The sequence below is a fragment of the Paenibacillus sp. FSL M7-1455 genome (assembly GCF_038004655.1).
GTDB classification, from domain to species: domain Bacteria; phylum Bacillota; class Bacilli; order Paenibacillales; family Paenibacillaceae; genus Paenibacillus_AQ; species Paenibacillus_AQ cookii.
Window position 1 is genome coordinate 4,255,285 of sequence record NZ_JBBORO010000001.1, and the last position, 19,341, is coordinate 4,274,625.

Sequence of the window (19,341 nt, forward strand, 5' to 3'; positions counted from 1 at the left end):
TAATACATCCTCCGAAAGATAATCATACTCCTATGCTCAACATATCCAGGGAGGGATCATCCATGAAAGGACCCATCGCCAAAATAGCCGTTCCGGCCATTTGCGCCGCCGTGGCATTGAGCGGCTGTAACGGCAACGTCAAACAAAATGCGCAGACGAACCCCGTCCGGATTCAATCGAACGCGAACCAAAACTACGCGTCGGACCGGTTGACCAATGACGGGCTTCGGGGCGGCACGAATGCCGAAGGGCATCCGCATCTCAACAGCATCAAAGTGATTCCGAAGTTCAACGGCGAAAAGGTGCGCACGACCAACGAAAACGGCACGACCTACAGCGGAATGGGCTCGGGGGTTTACAGCCGCATCGGCACCTCCAGCCTGCATAATACGCCGGAATCCAAAACGCTCGAAGACCGCCTGGAATCGGCCGGCATCACCGGGATCAGCGTGCTGACCCTAGGAGACTCGGTCTACATCGGCGATCCGGACGGCCACACCCATATCCGCAACTCCGAACCGCAGCCGCATAAAGTGCTCAGCCCGAACGAAGGGTCGTCCGGCAAAGGATACATGAGCCAAAAAGGCGGCTACGGCTACACCATCGGCCAACGCGACAACACGAAACACAATCTTAACGTGATCCGTGCCGAAGTGGCCGGCGTATACGGCAAAAAGGTAAAGATCTACACGGTACACGACCCGAAAGCCATCCAGGCGATCCATCGCGTGAAAACCGCCATGCGGGCGGGCACGCCGGTCTCCAAAATGAACAAAGACCTGGCCGTCATCAAAAAAAGCGCGCATGTGGACCAAAACAAATAAAGCTTGAACGAAAAACACCTCCTCGGGCGCAAGCACGCGCGAAAAGGAGGTGTTTTTCATCAACACGCTAATTTTTTTCGGCAAGCTTTTCCGGCTCTGCGGCCGGATCGCTCGTAATTTCCTCGACGACGCCTTTGGTGGAAGAACGGAATTCCCGCAGCGTATCCCCCACGGCCCGTCCGAGCTGGGGAAGCTTGGATGGACCGAATACGACCAGGGCGATCATCAAAATGATCAAAAGCCCAGGCAGTCCGATATTGTTAAACATGGTTGGCTCCTCCTTTCGGATCTAGAAGTGGATGCTCCGTCTCCTTCCGGTCCAAATACCACCTGGAGACGAGAATGCTGAGTTCGAACAACAAAATCAGCGGAATGGTCACAGACAGATGCGAGACAAAATCCGGCGGCGAAATCATCGATCCGATGACCGCCAGGGCTAGATACACGTATTTCCGCGCCTTTTTCAGCTGCGAAGGGCCCAGAATGCCCAAACGGGTCAGAAACAGGACGACCGCCGGCATTTCAAAAGCAAGCGCAAGCGGAAACACGAGGCTGAACATGAGGGAAAAATACCGGTCCATCCCGTACGTTTCGACGGCTCCGACCGTTTGGTTCATTTTCGAGAGGAAGGAAACCATCATCGGAAACGCGACGTAAAAGCTGAAGGCGATTCCGATCATAAACAGGACGAAAGCCAGCGGGACGAACCAAAAGGTTTTTTTGGCCTCATCGTTGGTCAAGCCCGGACGCACGAATGCCCATATATGGTACAGCGCCAGCGGAACGGTAAAAAACACCGCCACCAGGAAACCGCATTTCATATAAATGAACATGCCGTCCGTCAAAGAAAACACATTCCACTCGATCTCGGCGGCAGCCGGCCGGTTTTTAATGTACATCAGCACCCGGGGAGACACGTACAAGCCGGCTGCCAACGTTACGATAAAAAAGAGCATCACCCAGATCAGCCGTTTTCGGAGCTCCGTCAGGTGGGTGACCCATTCTTCACTGTTCATCCATGAACCGCCTCCTCTTGTAGCCCCTGCCGGGCAAGCCGTACCGCAGATGGCGCCCAGCGATATGTATATTGTATCCAGAATTTGTAGAATTATAGCGAAACAGGTCGACAAAAAAGCATCCGCGCAAACTTAAAGCGCACGGATGCTCTTTTTCTGTTATTCTTCCACCTTGGCCCCGTAGGAGCGGGCTACCTGCACCGCTTGCTCCAGATCGATGCGCACGCCCGTCAAATCAAACGACCGGTAATCGATCCGGTCCATTTTGGCCCCGCGCAAATCAGCTCCTTTCAAAGCCGCTTTGAACAGCTTGGCGCCCGAAAGGTCGGCTTCCCGCAAATCCGCCTTCTGCAGATTGCATTCGGTAAGGTCCGCTTCAATCAAACGGATGCCCTTTAGCGCCTGCTTCGACAAGTTTGCCTGCCGCAGGTTCGTATAGGACCACTCCCCGCCCTGAATCGTAATGCCGTCCAAATAAGCGCCTGCGAAATCGCTGCCGGTCATTTTGCAGTCCTCCCACTTCGAGACAACCAGATTCGCTCCCGCAAACCGGCAATTCGTAAACGCCGACCTCGTATGCAAGGAAGCATTCAGCGCTGCCCCGCCAAAATCGCATTCGATGAACCGGCAGCCGGTGGTCCAAATTTCGTTCATTTCCGTGCCGCGGAAAAGGCAGCGCGTGAAAACGCAGCCCTTCAGCTCCCCGCTTTTTAAATCCGCCTGGCTGAAATCCTTGTTTGCATAGGTTTGCTCGATGTACTGAAACATGACCGTGTTCACTCCTTCGGTTTTGCTTGCCGCCGTTTGGCTTTTCCTAGAGCGTAACAAACATACGTTCCTTCAACAAGGACGTACATGGCCGAATTTTTTGGCAAGACCCGAAAAACGCACCCCTAAAAACGAAATTTTGGACCTGTTTCTTTCCTTCCTCCCCTTCTACAATAGGAGATGCAACAATGAAAGCACTTACAGGAGGTCGGATGCCATGCGTGCCAAACTCGGCGCAAAAACGGCGCAGACCGGAATCGCCGCCCCGGCGGGGAGACGGAACCTGCTGCTGAAGAAGCTTCTAAGCCAGAAATATTTGCAGGTGATGGCGCTGCTCGGCGTCGCCTGGATGATTATTTTCAACTACATACCGATGTACGGCATCATCATCGCATTCAAGCAATACGTCATTACGCGTCCGATTTCGGAAGCCCCGTGGGTCGGGCTGGAGCATTTCCAAGCGTTTTTCGAGGACGAAGACCTGCCGCGGGTCATTTGGAACACGATCGGCATCAGCCTGATCAAGCTGGTCGTCGGTTTTCCGCTGCCGATTTTGTTCGCCTTGTTCCTGAACGAGCTGCGCTCGATCCGGCTGAAAAAGACGGTCCAGACGATATCGTACCTGCCCCATTTTCTGTCCTGGGTCATCCTCGGGGGCATCTTGGCCACCTGGCTGTCGGATGTCGGCGTCATCAACCATATCCTGATGGCGCTGCATATCATCGACGAACCGATCAGCTACCTGGCCGAACCGAAGTATTTCTGGGGAATCGTCGTCGCCTCGGACCTTTGGAAGGAGCTCGGATGGTCGGCCATCATCTATCTGGCGGCGATCGCCGGCGTGTCGCCCGATCTTCACGAGGCCGCAACCATCGACGGAGCCGGGCGGTTTCAGCGGATGTGGCATGTGACGCTGCCGGGGATCCGAAGCACGATCACCATTCTGCTCATTTTGGCGGTCAGCGGCATTTTGAACTCGAATTTCGATCAAATTTTGGTGCTCCGCAACTCGCTGAACGAAAGCGCCAGCAACGTGATCGACATCTACGTCTACCAGACGGGCCTCGTCAACAACCGTTTCTCGTATTCGACCGCCGTCGGCCTGATCAAATCGCTGATTGCCTTGATACTGCTTCTGATCGCCAATTCGGCATCCAAAAAAATCAACGGTACGTCCCTATTTTAATGAAAAGGTGGTTGATGCCCCATGTTCAAACGGAATCGAACAACCGCCGGGGATGCGGCGTTTGACGCCGCCAACGTTCTGGTCATGCTTGCTGTCTGCTTCGTGACGCTGTATCCGATCTGGTACGTGCTTGTCAATTCCTTCAACGAAGGCCAGGACGCCATGCGCGGAGGCATTTACTGGTGGCCGCGCATATTCAGCCTGGAAAGCTACGAAGCCGTGTTCCGCAGCAGCGGCATCATGACGGCGATGGGGGTCACGGTCGCCAAAACGCTTATCGGCACGGCGGTTCACGTGTTTTTTACGGCCATGGTCGCCTACGCCTTCTCCCGGCGGGAACTTGTGGGTCAGAAGCTGTACATCCTGATCGGGACCGTCACCCTGTTTTTTAACAGCGGCCTGATTCCCTATTATTTGCTCATCCGCGACCTCCATCTGCTGGACAGCTTTTTGGTCTACATCATTCCGGCGATGTTCAGCTTTTTCGATCTGATCATTTTTATGACCTTTTTCCGGGAAATTCCGGACGGGCTGGAGGAAGCGGCCAAAATCGACGGGGCCAACGACCTCTCCATTTTCGTGCGGGTCATCATCCCCGTTTCGATGCCGGTCATCGCGACGATCGCGCTTTTCCACGGCGTATACCAATGGAACGACTACTTCACCGGCATGATCTATATCAACGACATGGACCTGCAGCCGATCCAAACCTATTTGTACCGGATCGTCGCGCAGTCCAGCTCGAACCAGATGGCGGCGGCGATGCCCGGCGGCATATCCAAAAACGTCACCTCCCAGTCCATCAAGCTCGCCACCATGGTCGTGACGACGGCGCCGATCGTCCTTGCCTATCCGTTCCTGCAGAGGTATTTCGTGAAAGGCCTCATGATCGGATCCATCAAAGGATAAACGCATCAGGAATTTTTTTCCTTGACGGCAACACAGGTTTCACCAAAATAAATCAAGTGGGGTAAAACGTATGAAAAAACATGTTTTCCGCAAAAGCAGCCTGCTGCTCCTCGCCTTTGCCATGATGCTTTCGCTCGCCGCATGCGGCGGATCGTCCGGCGAAGACGCCAAAACGGCCGAACCTGAAAACAAAAACGAACCGGCTCCCGAGACGAAGACGGTATCCGCCGACGAACCCGGCTGGAAGGCCGATACCTCGCCGATCACCTTCGACTGGTATTTGAACTTCTCGTGGTTCGCCAACAAATGGGGCGTCGACCCGACCTCCCAATACGTCACGAAAAAAACCGGCGTCAGCGTCAACTTCATCGTTCCCGCCGGCAACGAAAACGAGAAACTGAACACGATGATCGCCTCCGGCAGCCTTCCTGATTTCATCACGCTCGGCTGGTGGGAGGACGCCGTGAAAACGATGATCGAAGGCGATCTGGTGCTTCCGCTCAACAAACTTGCCGAAGAATACGATCCTTATTTCATGAAGGTCGCCGATCCTGCGAAAATGGCGTGGTACCAGCAGGAAGACGGCAACACGTACGTGTATCCGAACTCGTCTTCCTCGCCGAAGGATTTTGAAAAATATTCGCGGGAATACGTATCCAACCAGACGTTCCTCGTGCGGAAAGATATGTACGAAGCTTTGGGCAAACCGGATATGCGCACGCCGGAAGGTTTCCTGAACGCGCTGAAGATGGCGAAGGAGAAATTCCCGGAGGTCGACGGCCAGCCGATGATCCCGCTCGGCTTGACCGAGTTCAACGATGTGGGCAACGGCAGCCTTGAAGGATATTTGCAAAATTTCCTCGCCATCCCGTACGAAAAAGACGGCAAGCTGTACGACCGCCAGACCGATCCGGAATATATCCGCTGGCTGAAGACGCTGCGCCAGGCCAACGAGCAAGGGCTGCTCGCCAAAGACGTCTTCATCGACAAACGCCCGCAAATGGAAGAAAAAATCGCCCAAGGCCGCTATTTCGCCATGATCTATCAGCGCAGCGACCTGACGGCGCAGGAAAACGCGCTGTACGCCAAAGATCCGAATTCGGTCTACATCGCGGTGGACGGCCCGGCCAACTCCAAGCTGGATCCGCCGACGCTCGCCGGCCCGGGCATTTCGGGATGGACGGTCACGCTGATTTCCAAAAACGTGAAAGACAAAGCCAGAGCGATCCGCTTCCTGGAATATCTCATCAGCGAGGAAGGCCAAAAGGATCTGTACCTCGGGGAAAAAGGCGTTACTTACGACACGATTGACGGCAAGGATCAATTCAAACCGGAAGTGCTCGAGCTTTTGAACAAGGACCGCTCCGCTTTCGACAAACAATACGGCGCCTCCCTCACCTTCTGGATGATGCAGGATACCAACATGATTTTGCAGTGGCAGCCGCCGAGCGTCGAGCCGTTCAAGCAAATGGAGGATTGGACCAAAGGCAAAACGAAAAGTTTCTCGCAATACGACAACATCAACCCGACCGGCAACTCGGAGGAAGGCATCGCGAGCAACAAAATCGCCCAAACGTGGGGCAAAACGCTGCCGAAGCTTCTCCTGAGCAAGTCCGACGAAGAATTCGACAAGCTTTGGAACGAATTTTTGGAGAAGCGGGACAAAGCCGGCTTTGCCAAAGTGGAAGCGTTCAAACAAGCGAAGTTCGAAGAAAACGTGAAAAAACTTCAGGAGTTCCTGAAATAATCGCATGTGATTTTCCGTCCAAAAAGCCCCAATTTTTCGCGGGCTTTTTGGATTTTCGTCTATCCCGACTCAAAAATGAACCCGGATGTGATGCCAGTGCCAAAACGCATGCGCCCTTGGGCCGACCTGTTTATTCGAAGGCTCGAGCGCTATTCCCTGCAGCAGCGGTTGTTTTTTTCCTATATCGTCATCATTCTCATTCCCGGCATCGTGTTTTCGCTCATCATGTTCCGGCAGCTGAACGAAAGTTACACGAAGGATGTCATCCGCAAAAGCGAAAGCTCCATCGAGGTCGAAAAAACGAACATCCAAAACAACATGGAAACGATGGAACGCGCCGTGCAGATCGCCTTGTCGGACCGGGAGGTCATGAACTACATCGACCGTTCCACCGATCCGGACCCGGCCGAGCTGATCGAATTCAGCAGCAATACGATGAACAATCTTTTGCGGCTTCAATTCAACAATCCCGATCTTGAACATATCCGCATTTTTTCGGACAACCTGCTGATCAGCGAAATTTGGCCCGTCTTTTTGAAGGAAAGCCGGATGGCCAACGAGCCGTGGTACGACGAGGTGCTCCGGCTGAACGGCGGGGCGCTGTGGGAAATATCGGAACGGGATAAGGAGCCGATCCAAAACCATATCCGCGACGAAAAGGAATTCCGGCAAAAAATGTCGCTGCTGCGGGAAATCGAATACCCGAAGGGCAAACATGTCGGCATCATTCAAGTCGATATGCTGCTCAGCCGGTTTTTCCCCAGCACTTACGCCGGGCATAGCAACGGGCAGTCGCAAATGTTCGTCGTCACCCCGAGCGGCGGGCTGTATTACGATCCGTCCCGTTCCCTGCTTCCCGCCTCCGAGCTTGCCGCCGCAAGGCTTGCGGAGAAGCTTTCCCCCACGGAACATGCCGGGGCCTACCGCCACTTCAACTTAAGCCTGTCCGGCGAGCCTTACCTTGCGGTGTACGCCTACATCGACAGCATCGGGGCGTACGTGGTGCAGCTGACGTCGCTGCAGGCGGCGCTGGCGGACCTGAACAAAACCCGGAATACGATTTTGCTCGTGAACGTCGTTTTGATCGCGATCCTGTCGGTCTCGACTTTTTTTCTCAATTCGCTCATTTTGAAAAAATTGCGGCAGCTGACGTTATCGATGAAAAAGATCCGCCAAGGGGACTTCAACGTCCAGCTTCCGGTCGGAGGCGGCAGCGAAGTCGGCGAGCTGACGTTCCACTTCCGCAAAATGATGGGCAAAATCAACGAGCTGATCGCCGATGCGGTCAACAAGCAGGCGGCGACGAAGGAAGCCGAGCTGAAAACCCTGAAAAACCAAATCGATTCCCATTTCCTTTACAACACGCTCGAAAATATCAAAATGCTCGCCGAGGTCGAAAACCAGCGGCCCATATCGGACGCGTTGACGTCGCTCGGCAGCATGATGCGCTACAACCTGAGATGGAGCGGCGAATACGTGCGCCTGCGGGAGGAATTGAACCATGCGCGGCATTATGTCGCCTTGATGAACCTGCGGTTCGACCAGCGTATCGTGCTCAGGGCCGAGCTGACGGAACGGGATCTCGACCTGGAGGTGCTGAAAATGTCGCTGCAGCCGATCATCGAAAACGCGGTCAAACACGGCCTGAACGGTCATGCCGCAAGCGAGTGCGATTTGACCATCACCTTGACCACCTATACGGACGAGCGGGCGCAAATGATCGTGATCGAAGATAACGGCGCGGGGATGTCCCCGGAAAAAACGCGGCGGCTGAACGAAAAAATACGCGCAGCGGACGACGGCCGCAGCATGGAAACCTCGGCGGATTCCGGCGGAACGTCCGGCCGGGCCGCCGGCGGGAACGGCATCGGCCTCCGCAACGTCCATCAGCGGCTGCAGCTGTTTTACGGCAGCGAATACGGCCTTTGGGTCGAAAGCGAGGAGCATCGGTATACCCGGGTCATGATCAAGCTCCCCTACTTTAACCTGATCGGAGGCGAAACCGAACATGTACAGACTCTTGATCGTCGATGATGAACGAAATATAAGGATCGGGCTGAAAGCCATGATCGAAAGGGAATACCCTTCCCGTTTCAGCATCGGCCTGGCCGCCGGAGGCGAGGAGGCGCTGGAGATGCACCGGGCCGAAAAAGCGGACATCGTCGTCACCGACATCCGCATGCCGGGCATGGACGGCCTGGAGCTGATCCGGAAGCTGGGCGAGCTTCCTTTCCCTCCGGCGGTGATGATCTTAAGCGGGTATGACGATTTTCAGTATGCGAAGGAAGCGATCGCGCACAAGGTGCGGGAATATTTGCTGAAACCGATCGTGCGCGAGGAATTGTTCCGGGCGTTGAACCGGATGATCGCCGAATTGCGGCAGGAGGAGCAAGTGGCGCGCGAGCTCGAAGCGCTCGGCAAATACCGCGAGGAGCAGGCCGCGGACCAGCTCAATTATATTTTGCTGCATCCGGACATTCCGGAGGATGAAATCGACCGCCGCTGCGCCAAAGCCGGCCTCGATCCCGCCGCTGCGCCTTATTGCGTCGCCGTCGTCCGCAAAGAAGATCCGCCGAGCGGGACTTTGGCGCAGCTGGCCGAGGCTTATTGGAAGAGCAGGCAGTCCATCTGCTTCGAGGATAAGGATCGGAATCTCGTCGTCCTGGCCGGCGATGAGACAGCCGTGACCGATTTTGCCCGGGATGTTCAAGGCAAAGGCCTTCGGGCCGACATCGGCGTCAGCTTGAAGGCGGCGGGGGCCGCTCAGCTCAAACGCGGTTACCAAGAGGCCAAACAGGCGCTCAAATATGCCTTTTTGCATGCCCGACCGGGCGGCGGCGTCTTTTATTATGCGGACGTCCGCCGTCTCCCGAAACCGGATCCAATCCCGGAAGAGCTTTTCCGCAGGCTGGCCAACCTGCTCGGGACCGGAAGGAAACAGGACATCAAGGAACTGTGGCACGAGATCATGGACCTCGGCGAAATCAAACGCCGCGACATCGCCTATCTGGAGCGTCTCAGCCGGATGCTGAACGAGATGGTGATCGACCGGGTGTTCGCCGATTACGGAGAAGCTTCGGTGGAAATTTTGAAAATCTATAAAAAAATCGGCTACCTCTATCACAGCGAAACCGTGTACGGTTACATCCATGACGCGGAAGCGCTGCTGCTGCGGCTGGACGATTACGTAAAAGACGTCAAGGAGGCCCATGTCGGGCATGCCGAAATGAAAGCGGCGGTCGACTACATCCGGGAGCATTATGACAAGCCGCTCAACATGGCGACCGTCTCCAACCACGTGTCCCTGAATTACTCCTATTTCAGCGAAACCTTTAAGCAGTTTACCGGCATGAGCTTCGTGCCCTACGTCAAAAAAATCCGCATCGAAAAAGCCAAGGAACTGCTCGAGCATAGCCACGGCAAAGTGTACGAAATCGCGGCGCAGGTCGGCTTCGAAAGCGTGAAGCAGTTCAACCGCGTCTTTCGCGAGCACGAAGGCATCTCCCCGATGGAATATCGCGAAAAAGCATGGGCGCATGCCGGAGCGCCGAACGGTTCGAAGGCCAAATGAACAGGCCTTGAATGAAACGAAAGAAGTCCGCGGCAACAAGCCGCGGACTTCTTTTTTAACCTTAACGTTTGCAGGCCATTCCCGCCGAATCCAGAAGAAGCCGCAGCGTCAGCTCCTTCGTGGAAGAGCAAACGAGATCCGCCCCGGAAGGAGCGGGAATGCCGGCTTCCCCGATCCCGACGGCATGCATGCCGGCCGCTTTGATCGCTTCGATGCCCGCCTGCGAATCTTCGATGCCGATGCAATGGGCGGGATCCGCCCCGGCCAGCTTCGCGCCTTGCAGGGAAATGTCCGGCGCCGGTTTTCCCGGAATGCCGCCGGGGTCCACGATCGCATGGAAATGTTCGTTCAGGCGGAGCGCTTCCAAAATAAGCGGCGCGTTTTTGCTGGCCGACGCGATCACCGCAGGGATGCGGCGTTCCCGGAGTTCGATCAGAAGCTCCTTAATGCCCGGGTACGTATCCTCGGGGGTCAAGCCCGCCAGCAGCGAGACGTACTCCTCGTTTTTTTCCTGGGCAAGGCGCTCCTTTTCTTCCTGGGAATAATCCTGCTCCCGTCCCCCGTGAACCAGGATTCTCTCAAGCGATTGCATCCGTTCGATGCCCTTGAGCGACTCGTTAAAATCCCCGTCGATGTCGATGCCGATCCGCCGGGCCAGGTTCCGCCAAGCCGTGAAGTGGTATTTTGCGGTATCGGTCACAACCCCGTCCAGATCAAATAATACAGCCTGCAGTTCCATCATATGCCTCCCGTTTCCCTAATCCATGATGTTTTTTGTAAGTTTGATCGCTTTATAAATGAAGCAAGATTTGCGTTTCTTCGAAGATCCGGGTCTGTCCGTTCCATTCCAGCACGACCTTGTACCCGGACGGATTGGCGATATCGGCATGGAGCGTCCCTTCGCGGACGAGCAGCCGAATGTCCATGGCCGTGTCGCCGATCCTCAGCTGCGTCAACGTGACCGGTTTGCCTTCCCAGGCCGCCGGGATCTGCGGCGCAATATGAACCGTCCGCAAATGAGCCAGCGGCTTGACCCCTACGAAATGCCGGATGATCGGGACTGCCGTCGCATACAGCGTCCAAGCCTGAACGGCACAGCCGTAATCCGGGGACATTTCGCTCATCGATCCGGGGAGCGCCATCGAAAAGGTTCGCATCATCCGCTGCAGCAAATCCAGCGCCGCATCCGCGTTTCCGTACATCGCTTCCCCCGTCGCATGGACGCCCGTGGAAATCGTCATCGTTTCGCTTTGATACAACCCGGACAAATACGTCCCGTAATCCCCGACGAACTCGGCGGATCGCATCCGTTTCAGCGCGCGAATCCCCTTCTCCCGATCGGCGATTCCCGTTTCCATCGGAGTGACGATCACCCAGTTTTTGTTCAAAAGCCAGCCCTCACAGCGCCCAAATCCTGTCAAAACCGATTTCGCCCGGCCTGCGGCCCCGAATTTCGGCTGCCTCCATTCCCCTCTTTTTAAATCCGCGGTTTTATATTATCCTGAATTTCGAAAGTAACATCGTCTGAAAAACAAGAAAAGGGCTCCAATTCTTTGGTAGAATGGTGTTTGTCCAGAACATCACCTACAAAGAAAGGAGCACCTTTTAGATGAAGTCTACCACACCCGTCAGCAAAATCAAGACCGAATTTACCTTGCAAAACGCCTCAAATGTTGGAGGAAGCAAAATCTTTCTGGAATATCTCGAAAAAATCAAGCTCGGTAAGGCTTTGCAGAATTTAAATTGTACCAAGCAAGGCAATTCCCTGTTCCCTGTTTTCCGCATCCTGCTCTATCTCATTGTCGGCTGGATACTCGGATGCGAACGCCTCTTTCATTTCCGCAGGCTGCAACATGACGCGCTCATCCGGCGGTTTCTCGGCGGGCGCTGTCCGCATCACACCCTGCTGTATAAGGAACTGGATCGACTCAGCAAGACCCGCCCAACCTTAACGCTGGATTTGCGAAAGCTGAATCAGCAGATTATTGCACCCTGTCTGCCTTCTGAACTCATCGTGGACCTAGACTCCACGGTAGAAACGGTATACGGTCACCAAGAGGGGGCGGCAGTCGGCACGAATCCCCACAAACCCGGACGTAAAAGTTACCATCCGCTGATGGCGTTTGAGGGCCAGTCGCGCCTGTGCCTGAATGCAGTACTGCGTGCTGGGAATACGCACGCTTCCACCGATGCAGCCGCCTTCCTCCGTCAGATCTTTGAGTTGCTTGGTGACCGTCCGGTAAAGTACGCCCGGTTTGACAAGGGATTTGGCGGCGAAGACTTCTACAGCCTATGGGAAGCCAAGCGAATCGGGTATGTCGGGAAATTGAAATGGACGCAGCGACTTCAGGCCGAAGTAGGGCGATGCCGCTACTGGAAGCGGTTTGTCGATGAGGATTGGGTCATCGAGGGGATCACCCTGATCTACCAAGCCACCTCATGGAAGAAACCGCGCCGCGTTGTGGTGATTCGTAAAGCGCAGGTGTTTGACGGCGATCAAGCTCGGCTTCTCCTCGATACGGACTGGCATTACGAAGCGATCGTCACCAATCTCGAGTGGGAGCCGATCGACCTTTGGCGCTTTTACAACCAGCGTTGCTGCATGGAGAACTATATCAAAGAAGCCAAACGCGGCTTTTCCATCGATCGAATCGCTACCGGTGACTTTACCGCTAATGAAATCGACCTGCTCATCAAGCTGCTCGCCTACAATCTCTACGAGAGATTCAAGCGAGACTGTTGCGAACCGGTCCATCAAGGGTATACGATTGCCCGGTTCCGTCTAGAGTTTTTCCACTGTGCAGCTACGATGATTCAGCATAGCCGACAAGTCGTTCTGAAACTGGCTAAAGATTTCGCGAACCGCTGCGCCTGGCAACGTATCGCCGCCAAAGTCGCTGCCTTAGAATGACGTTTACCACAAATTAACATGGAAACCGTTTAGCCCTGTCTTATGGGGAGGGGGAAAGACTACCCTCTTTTCAGAATCGTCGCGTAATCCACTGGGTATTTCCCTGTTTATTACAGTTGTTGCCTACTAATCCTGCTACAAACTGGCCACCATTATGCGCTTTCGAAATTCAGGATTATATTTCTCTTAAAAACGACAGCGCTTACATGATAATCTTCGGAAGCCCCAAAGAGCCGGAATGGTACGGGAATCCGCTGTATTCATAAAAATCCTTTTAAAGTATAATTATTCCAGATGAACGCGATCAGACAAGGGGTGACACCATGTACAAAGTTTTTATCGTCGACGACGAAGCGGTCGTCCGGGACGGCTTGAAGCGGACGATCGACTGGCAGGAGCACGGGTTTGAGCTGATCGGCGATTTCGCGAACGGACGGGAAGTGCTGGAGGTGATGGAGCATACGGTGCCGGACGTCATCATCTCCGACATCTCCATGCCGTTTATGGACGGACTGGAGCTGGCGGCAAACGTAACCCGGAAATATCCGTACGTCAAAATCATCATCCTGACCGGCTTCGACGAGTTCGAATACGCGCAGCAGGCCATCCGGCTGAAGGTGTCCGACTTTATTTTGAAGCCGATTACGGCCCATGAAATGCGCGAGCTGCTGCGGAAGGTCAAATGCGAAATGGACGAGACGGCCCGGCAGCACGAGGATTTAAGCCGATTGTACAGCCAATTGAAGCAAAGCCTGCCGCTGCTTAAGGAACGTTTTTTGGAGAGGCTCGTCGTGAGCGGCTTAAGGCCGGCCGAAATCGAGGAACGTTTTCGCTACTTCGGGCTTAACCCCCTCCTCCCGCTTCAGCTCGTCATGGTTGCGGACATCGACGATTTCGGCGCGCGGCAGCTTCAGGCGGAAACGGGAAACGATACCGAAATTTTGCGCTATGCAGCCTACAACGTGCTGGAGGAGATCGCCGAACGCGAACATTTGCTGCTGTTTCGGACGCGGGAGGAACGTCTCGTGCTGGTCGTCTCCGGCAACGCCGAAGCAGCCGGGCTTTACGAGCAGGCTTACCGCATTGCCGAAGAAGCCAGGTTTTACATCGAAAAATTTTTGAAATTTACGGTCAGCATCGGCGTCGGACAAGCGGTCAAAACCGCGGAGGAGCTTCCGGCCTCCTATAAAAGCGCCCTCTCGGCCCTGGATTACCGTTTTTTGCTCGGCAAAAACCGCGTCCTCAGCATTTTGGACTTCGAAGACCGGCCTGCCTATGAAAACCATCTCCGCGGCGATTGGGACCGCAAGCTCGCTTCCGCCGTCAAAACCGGCTCCTTGGAGGAGGTCCGGGAGTTCATTAAGCGGTTCGTCGCGGATTTGAAGGAAAGCATGGCTCCGCTCGATGCCTGCATTTTGCATATCCAAAAGGTCGTCCTGTCGCTGATGAATACGGCGCAGGAGCTTGGGCTCGACAACGCCCGGCCGATCCGCCTGACCGACGCCGACCGCTACAAAACGCTGGACGAAATCGGGGCATGGCTTGGAGAAGCGGTGTCTTCCATCATGTCCGCCATCGCCGAAAACCGCAACCATCACACGCTGGCGCAGGTCCGGAAAGCGGTCGAATACATCGAAACCCACTATGCGGAAGAAAAAATGTCGCTGCAGGATATATGCCGCCATTGCCTGATGAGCACAAGCTATTTCAGCCTGGTGTTCAAGCAGCATACCGGCGAAACGTTCGTCGAATATTTGACCCGGGTCCGCATGGACAAAGCCAAGGAAATGCTGCAGCACACGATGTTGAAATTTTACGAAATCGCCGGCAAGGTCGGGTATGGCGACCCGAATTACTTCAGCATTTTGTTCAAAAAGCACGTCGGCATGACGCCGCGGGAATACCGCGACAAATTCGCCAAGGAGAGCCGGGCGTGATGCTCAAACCGAACAAACGAACTTCCATCATTCCGTTTCCGCCGTTCAAGAGCATCCAATCGAGCATCTTTTTCACGTTTTCCTGCCTGATCCTGGTGACGGTCATGGTCATCAGCTTGAACAGCTACCGGTTGTCGGTGGATGCGGTCGAGACGAACTCGCAAAGCTACGTGCAGGAAATCATCAAGCAGGTGAATTCCAACATCCAGTCGTACATCGACAACATGGAAAACATCAGCATGCTCGCCATGACCAACAAAGACGTCAAATATTACATTTCGAACAACAGCTTCATCAGCAAAAGCGACCGCATGCCGTACGAAAAGCGGATCTCCGACTTGTTTCAGGCGATTTTGTACTCCCGCAAAGACATTTCGGCGATCATGGTGTTCGGTTATAACGGATTTAACGTGTCGGACCGGCGAATCACCCTGCTCAATCCATACGTCAAGCTGGAGGAGCAATCCTGGTACAAGGAGGCGAAGCGGAAAGGCGGCCAATCCGTCATCTCGCCTCCCCACGTCCAAAACATCATCCAGAACGAATACCGCTGGGTCGTCTCCTTAAGCCGGGAGCTCAAAAGCACCGACGGCATCCGGGGCGAAGGCATTTTCCTCGTCGATCTGAACCTGAGCATCATCAACGACATTTGCAGCCAAATCAACATGGGCAAAAAGGGGTACGTCTTTATCGTCGACAAGTCCGGGAACATCGTCTACCATCCGCAGCAGCAGCTCATCTACAGCAATTTGCGCTCGGAGCAGATTTCGCGGGCGGCGGCGGCCAAAAGCGGCACCTCCTTCACCGTCGACGACGACAAGGGCAAACGCGTCTATTCCGTTCAGGATACGAACTTCGGCTGGAAAATCGTCGGCGTCGCCTACACGGACGATTTGATCGCCAACGAGGGCATGATCCGCAATTCGATTTTGATGTACGCCCTCATCGGGATTCTCTTTTCCCTGCTGCTGTCGCTGTTTTTGTCCTACCGCATCTCGAAGCCTTTGCGCATTTTGCAGCGCGACATGAAAAAAGTGGAACGGGGCAATTTCGACGTGCGCACCAACATCGAACCGATCAACGAGATCGGGCAGCTCGGACGGTCCTTCAACCTGATGACGGCGCAGATCAAAAACCTGATGGAGGAAATCATCGACAACCAGGAAAGCAAGCGAAAAAGCGAGCTGATGCTGCTGCAATCCCAAATCAACCCGCATTTTTTGTACAATACGCTCGATTCGATCATCTGGATGGGCGAGCAGAAAAAACACGAGGAGGTCGTCCTGATGACTTCCGCCCTGGCGAAGCTGTTCCGGGCCAGCATTACCAAAGACAAGGAGCTTGTGCCGATCCGCGTCGAAGTGGAACACATCACCAACTACCTGTTGATCCAAAAAATGAGATACGACGAGCAGCTGGAATACGAGATCGACGTTTCCCCGGACATCATGCACTATAAAACGCTCAAAATCCTGCTTCAGCCGTTCGTGGAAAACGCTATTTACCATGGCATCCGCAACAAACCCGAACCCGGGAAAATCACGATCCGCGGCCGCGAGCAAAACGAGACGATCCTTTTCGAGGTCGCGGACGACGGGATGGGCATGACGCCGGAGCAGCTTGAAAACATCTGGACGATGCACGACAAAAAACAAGGCGCCAAATTGACGAGCGGCATCGGCATCGGCAACGTCCATGAGCGGATCAAGCTGTTTTTCGGGCAAGAGTACGGCATCCGAATCCAAAGCGAGCCGGAAGAAGGCACGGTCGTCACGATCGCCATTCCGAAAATAAAGGAGTAGCACCCATGAGAATTCAACGTGCCACGCTGCTCTTGACCATCATTTTTATCGCGTCCGTCGTGTATGTCATTTTGTATTTCAAGCTGTTTATCCCGGCGCCGGAGCATGAACAGAGCATTACCGTCATTTTGAAGGAACATAACATCCGCTCGGACTTTTGGCAGACGGTCAGCAGCGGAGCGAAAGCCGCAGCCAAAGAGGCGGGAGCAGAGATCGCCATTGCCGGCCCGCTGCAGGAGACCGACGTGGACGGCCAGGTCGAGCTGCTGGAGGAAATATTGGCGCAAAAACCGCAGGCCGTCGTGATCGCCCCGATCAATGACGACAGGGTGACCGAGCGGCTGCAAAAAATACAGGAAGCCAAAATCCCCCTCGTCATCATCGATACGCCGGTGAAGCTCGGTTCCGCGCCGGCTTTCGTGTCCAACGACCACACCGCCGCGGGCGTTCAGGCGGGAAAAGTGACGCTCGAGCAGACGGGGAACCGCCCCAAATCCGTCATTATCGGCGATTTTGCCGCGTCGGGCGTTTCGGCGGAACGGGAAAAGGGCATTCGCCAGGCGCTCCTTCCCTATGGCCAAAGCGTATACGGCACGTATTACTGCTCGGATTCGGAGGAACGCGCGTATTTGATCGCCAAAACGATGATGCGGGACCACGGCGATTTAAACGCCATCATCGCCTTAAACGAATCGGCGGCGCTGGGAGCCGCCAAAGCGATCAAGGATGCGAGCAAAATCGGGCTTATCAAGCTGATCGGCTTCGACACGTCCGCTTACGAAATCCGCCTGCTCGAAGAAGGCACGTTAAACGCCACCGTCGTCCAGCAGCCGTTCAACATCGGCTACCTCGGCGTGCAAACGGCGCTCGACATGCTGGACGGCAAAAAGGTCAAGCCGGTGACGTATACGAATTCCATCGTCGTCACGAAAGAAAATATGTATTCCCAGGAAAACCAGAAGCTTTTGTTTCCGTTTATCGATAAATGAATCATGCTAGCGATCCTTATGAAAGGTGTGAGCGCCGATGAACTCCCGCCTGCTGCTTAACCTGGCGAAGCTGTCGATTTCGTTCATGCTCCTCCCTCCGCTGTTGTTGTCCTGTTCCGGCACGAATCCGCCGAAGCCGGCGCTGAAGCCGAAAGACAATCCGCCGGCGGTGATCAATTTCATCGCCTCGGAATACAGCTCGCAAACGAGGCCGCTGCTCGAAAACCTGGTGCAGGACTTCATGCTGAAAAATCCGGACATCGTGATCAATCTTCAAGTCGCCAACTGGGACATCTTGGACATCATTTATACGACCATGATCAGCAAAAACCAGCCCCCGGATCTGCTGAACACCAACGTGTACACGCATTTTGCAGGCGACGGCCTGCTGAACGACATGGATGACCTGATGTCGCCGGAGCTGAAAAAGAAATTTTATCCCGACCTGCTGAAGCTGGACAACTGGAACGGAAAGCAATACGCCATCCCTTACGTCTCTTCGACGAGGAAGCTGTATTACAACAAGGCGTTGTTCCGCGAAGCGGGGATCGAAGCGCCGCCGCAAACGTGGTCCGAGCTCAAGGAAGCTGCCCGCAAAATCAAACGCTCCGGCAAAGCCCGCGGGTTCGGGGTGGATCTGACCGACAACGAAATTCAGGCCTACCTCTCCTACTTTTTCCTGGGCGCCGGCGGCGGATGGATCAAAGACGGAAAATGGACCATCAACTCGCCCCAAAACGTGGAAGGCCTTACCTTCTTGAGGGATATGTACGCCGAGGGATTGACCGATGCCGACCCGACGGTGACGACCCGGGACGAGAAGCAGCGCGTCCTCGGCGACGGCAAGCTCGGGATGATGATATCGGGCAACTATTTCAATCTCGTCGTGCCGCGCGAATTCCCGAACCTCGAATACGATAAGGGGCCCATCCCCGTCAAGGACGGGGTGAAGCCGATCAACTTCGGCGTGCACGACATGCTCGTGTCGTTCAAAACCGACCACACGAACAAAGAGGCCATCTCGAAATTTCTCGATTACCTGTATTCCAGCCCCGTGTATGAGGAGATCATCCAGCAGGAGGGTTTCCTTCCCGTCACGCAGCTGACCGGGGAACGCCTGGGGTCGGCCAACCAAGAGATGAAAGCCGATTTGGCCGCGCTGCGGAAAGCCAGTTTTTACCCGATCCAGCAGCCCGAATGGCAGGCAGTGATGGATACGGCCCGGAAAATGGGGGACGCCGTGCTTCACGACCATATGTCGCCGCAGCAGGCGCTCGACGAACTGCAGAAATTCGCCGAGGAGGAGCAGCGGAAGCTGATGAAGCTGCATAAGAAATAACTTTTATCGACGCACTTCCTATGAAGACAGACCGCATTTAATCAGGAAGCAACAGCTCTGTAGTTTATTCCTTCTGATATTATAAATATTAACGATGCAAAGCGAGGAAGCCGGACGATTGTCCGGCTTTTTTGCGCTTTGACGAGAAGAAATGCCGATGAAAAGGAAGAACGATCCGGATCCGCAGCGGCAGCTTCGCTTATTTTCAATCATATAGCGCAATAGCATAGAACCCGATTTCCCGGAAAGAGAAAATAACAAAGAATTCATGGAAGAATTTCGATAGAGTGATGGAGCCTCTCTCTTTATGATTACTGTAGGCGCTGTAATTCGAGGGCAGCA

Annotated in this window: 16 protein-coding genes; 11 read left to right on the forward strand and 5 right to left on the reverse strand. The window is 54.6% G+C overall.

Annotated elements, in window-relative coordinates:
* The first annotated feature begins 62 nt into the window (after nucleotides 1-62).
* Nucleotides 63-824, forward strand: a complete 762-nt coding sequence (locus tag NYE48_RS19665; RefSeq protein WP_340999755.1) for a hypothetical protein — start codon at nucleotides 63-65, stop codon at nucleotides 822-824.
* 67 nt (nucleotides 825-891) lie between these two features.
* Here the strand turns inward: NYE48_RS19665 and NYE48_RS19670 are convergent, their stop codons facing one another.
* From NYE48_RS19670 to NYE48_RS19680, 3 genes are all read right to left on the reverse strand, one after another.
* The gene (locus NYE48_RS19670; RefSeq protein ID WP_339324001.1) at nucleotides 892-1,092 is read right to left on the reverse strand and encodes a twin-arginine translocase TatA/TatE family subunit; all 201 of its coding nucleotides are present in this window, start codon (nucleotides 1,090-1,092) and stop codon (nucleotides 892-894) included.
* Nucleotides 1,085-1,840 carry a twin-arginine translocase subunit TatC gene (gene tatC / locus NYE48_RS19675; RefSeq protein WP_212947321.1) on the reverse strand — a complete coding sequence of 252 codons (756 nt, stop codon included), beginning with the start codon at nucleotides 1,838-1,840 and terminating at the stop codon, nucleotides 1,085-1,087. The genes NYE48_RS19670 and tatC overlap by 8 nt, the downstream gene beginning before the upstream one ends.
* Nucleotides 1,841-1,999: 159 nt before the next feature.
* The gene (locus tag NYE48_RS19680) at nucleotides 2,000-2,608 is read right to left on the reverse strand and encodes a pentapeptide repeat-containing protein (RefSeq protein WP_340999756.1); all 609 of its coding nucleotides are present in this window, start codon (nucleotides 2,606-2,608) and stop codon (nucleotides 2,000-2,002) included.
* A 217-nt stretch (nucleotides 2,609-2,825) separates the two neighbouring features.
* Here NYE48_RS19680 and NYE48_RS19685 point away from each other — a divergent pair, with 217 nt between their 5' ends.
* The 5 genes from NYE48_RS19685 (at nucleotide 2,826) to NYE48_RS19705 (ending at nucleotide 10,021) form a co-directional block, all read left to right on the forward strand.
* Entirely contained in the window at nucleotides 2,826-3,794 is a 969-nt protein-coding gene (locus NYE48_RS19685) for an ABC transporter permease (protein ID WP_340999757.1), read from the forward strand.
* Between the two features lie 21 nt (nucleotides 3,795-3,815).
* The gene (locus tag NYE48_RS19690; protein WP_340999758.1) at nucleotides 3,816-4,703 is read left to right on the forward strand and encodes a carbohydrate ABC transporter permease; all 888 of its coding nucleotides are present in this window, start codon (nucleotides 3,816-3,818) and stop codon (nucleotides 4,701-4,703) included.
* A 70-nt stretch (nucleotides 4,704-4,773) separates the two neighbouring features.
* The gene (locus NYE48_RS19695) at nucleotides 4,774-6,450 is read left to right on the forward strand and encodes an extracellular solute-binding protein (protein ID WP_036712459.1); all 1,677 of its coding nucleotides are present in this window, start codon (nucleotides 4,774-4,776) and stop codon (nucleotides 6,448-6,450) included.
* A 96-nt stretch (nucleotides 6,451-6,546) separates the two neighbouring features.
* Nucleotides 6,547-8,484, forward strand: a complete 1,938-nt coding sequence (locus NYE48_RS19700) for a cache domain-containing sensor histidine kinase (RefSeq protein ID WP_340999759.1) — start codon at nucleotides 6,547-6,549, stop codon at nucleotides 8,482-8,484.
* The gene (locus tag NYE48_RS19705; protein ID WP_036712455.1) at nucleotides 8,459-10,021 is read left to right on the forward strand and encodes a response regulator; all 1,563 of its coding nucleotides are present in this window, start codon (nucleotides 8,459-8,461) and stop codon (nucleotides 10,019-10,021) included. The genes NYE48_RS19700 and NYE48_RS19705 overlap by 26 nt, the downstream gene beginning before the upstream one ends.
* Before the next feature lie 61 nt (nucleotides 10,022-10,082).
* Here the strand turns inward: NYE48_RS19705 and pgmB are convergent, their stop codons facing one another.
* Together pgmB and NYE48_RS19715 are read right to left on the reverse strand one after the other, a co-directional pair.
* Nucleotides 10,083-10,760, reverse strand: a complete 678-nt coding sequence (gene pgmB, locus NYE48_RS19710; RefSeq protein WP_036712451.1) for a beta-phosphoglucomutase — start codon at nucleotides 10,758-10,760, stop codon at nucleotides 10,083-10,085.
* 52 nt (nucleotides 10,761-10,812) lie between these two features.
* Nucleotides 10,813-11,409 carry a hypothetical protein gene (locus tag NYE48_RS19715; RefSeq protein ID WP_340999760.1) on the reverse strand — a complete coding sequence of 199 codons (597 nt, stop codon included), beginning with the start codon at nucleotides 11,407-11,409 and terminating at the stop codon, nucleotides 10,813-10,815.
* 221 nt (nucleotides 11,410-11,630) lie between these two features.
* On the opposite strand from NYE48_RS19715, the gene NYE48_RS19720 reads away from it, so the two are divergent.
* From NYE48_RS19720 to NYE48_RS19740, 5 genes are all read left to right on the forward strand, one after another.
* Nucleotides 11,631-12,932 (forward strand): IS1380 family transposase, encoded by a 1,302-nt coding sequence (locus NYE48_RS19720; protein WP_120463466.1) that lies wholly within the window; start codon nucleotides 11,631-11,633, stop codon nucleotides 12,930-12,932.
* 323 nt (nucleotides 12,933-13,255) lie between these two features.
* On the forward strand, nucleotides 13,256-14,869 hold the full coding sequence (locus tag NYE48_RS19725) for a response regulator transcription factor (protein ID WP_340999761.1): 1,614 nt from the start codon (nucleotides 13,256-13,258) through the stop codon (nucleotides 14,867-14,869).
* Nucleotides 14,869-16,671: a cache domain-containing sensor histidine kinase gene (locus NYE48_RS19730; protein ID WP_341000693.1), complete on the forward strand. Its 1,803-nt coding sequence runs from the start codon at nucleotides 14,869-14,871 to the stop codon at nucleotides 16,669-16,671. Before NYE48_RS19725 ends, NYE48_RS19730 begins: the two co-directional genes overlap by 1 nt.
* A 5-nt stretch (nucleotides 16,672-16,676) precedes the next feature.
* Nucleotides 16,677-17,660 carry a substrate-binding domain-containing protein gene (locus NYE48_RS19735; RefSeq protein ID WP_340999762.1) on the forward strand — a complete coding sequence of 328 codons (984 nt, stop codon included), beginning with the start codon at nucleotides 16,677-16,679 and terminating at the stop codon, nucleotides 17,658-17,660.
* A gap of 37 nt (nucleotides 17,661-17,697) precedes the next feature.
* Nucleotides 17,698-18,999 (forward strand): extracellular solute-binding protein, encoded by a 1,302-nt coding sequence (locus NYE48_RS19740; RefSeq protein WP_340999763.1) that lies wholly within the window; start codon nucleotides 17,698-17,700, stop codon nucleotides 18,997-18,999.
* The last annotated feature ends 342 nt before the right edge of the window (nucleotides 19,000-19,341 follow it).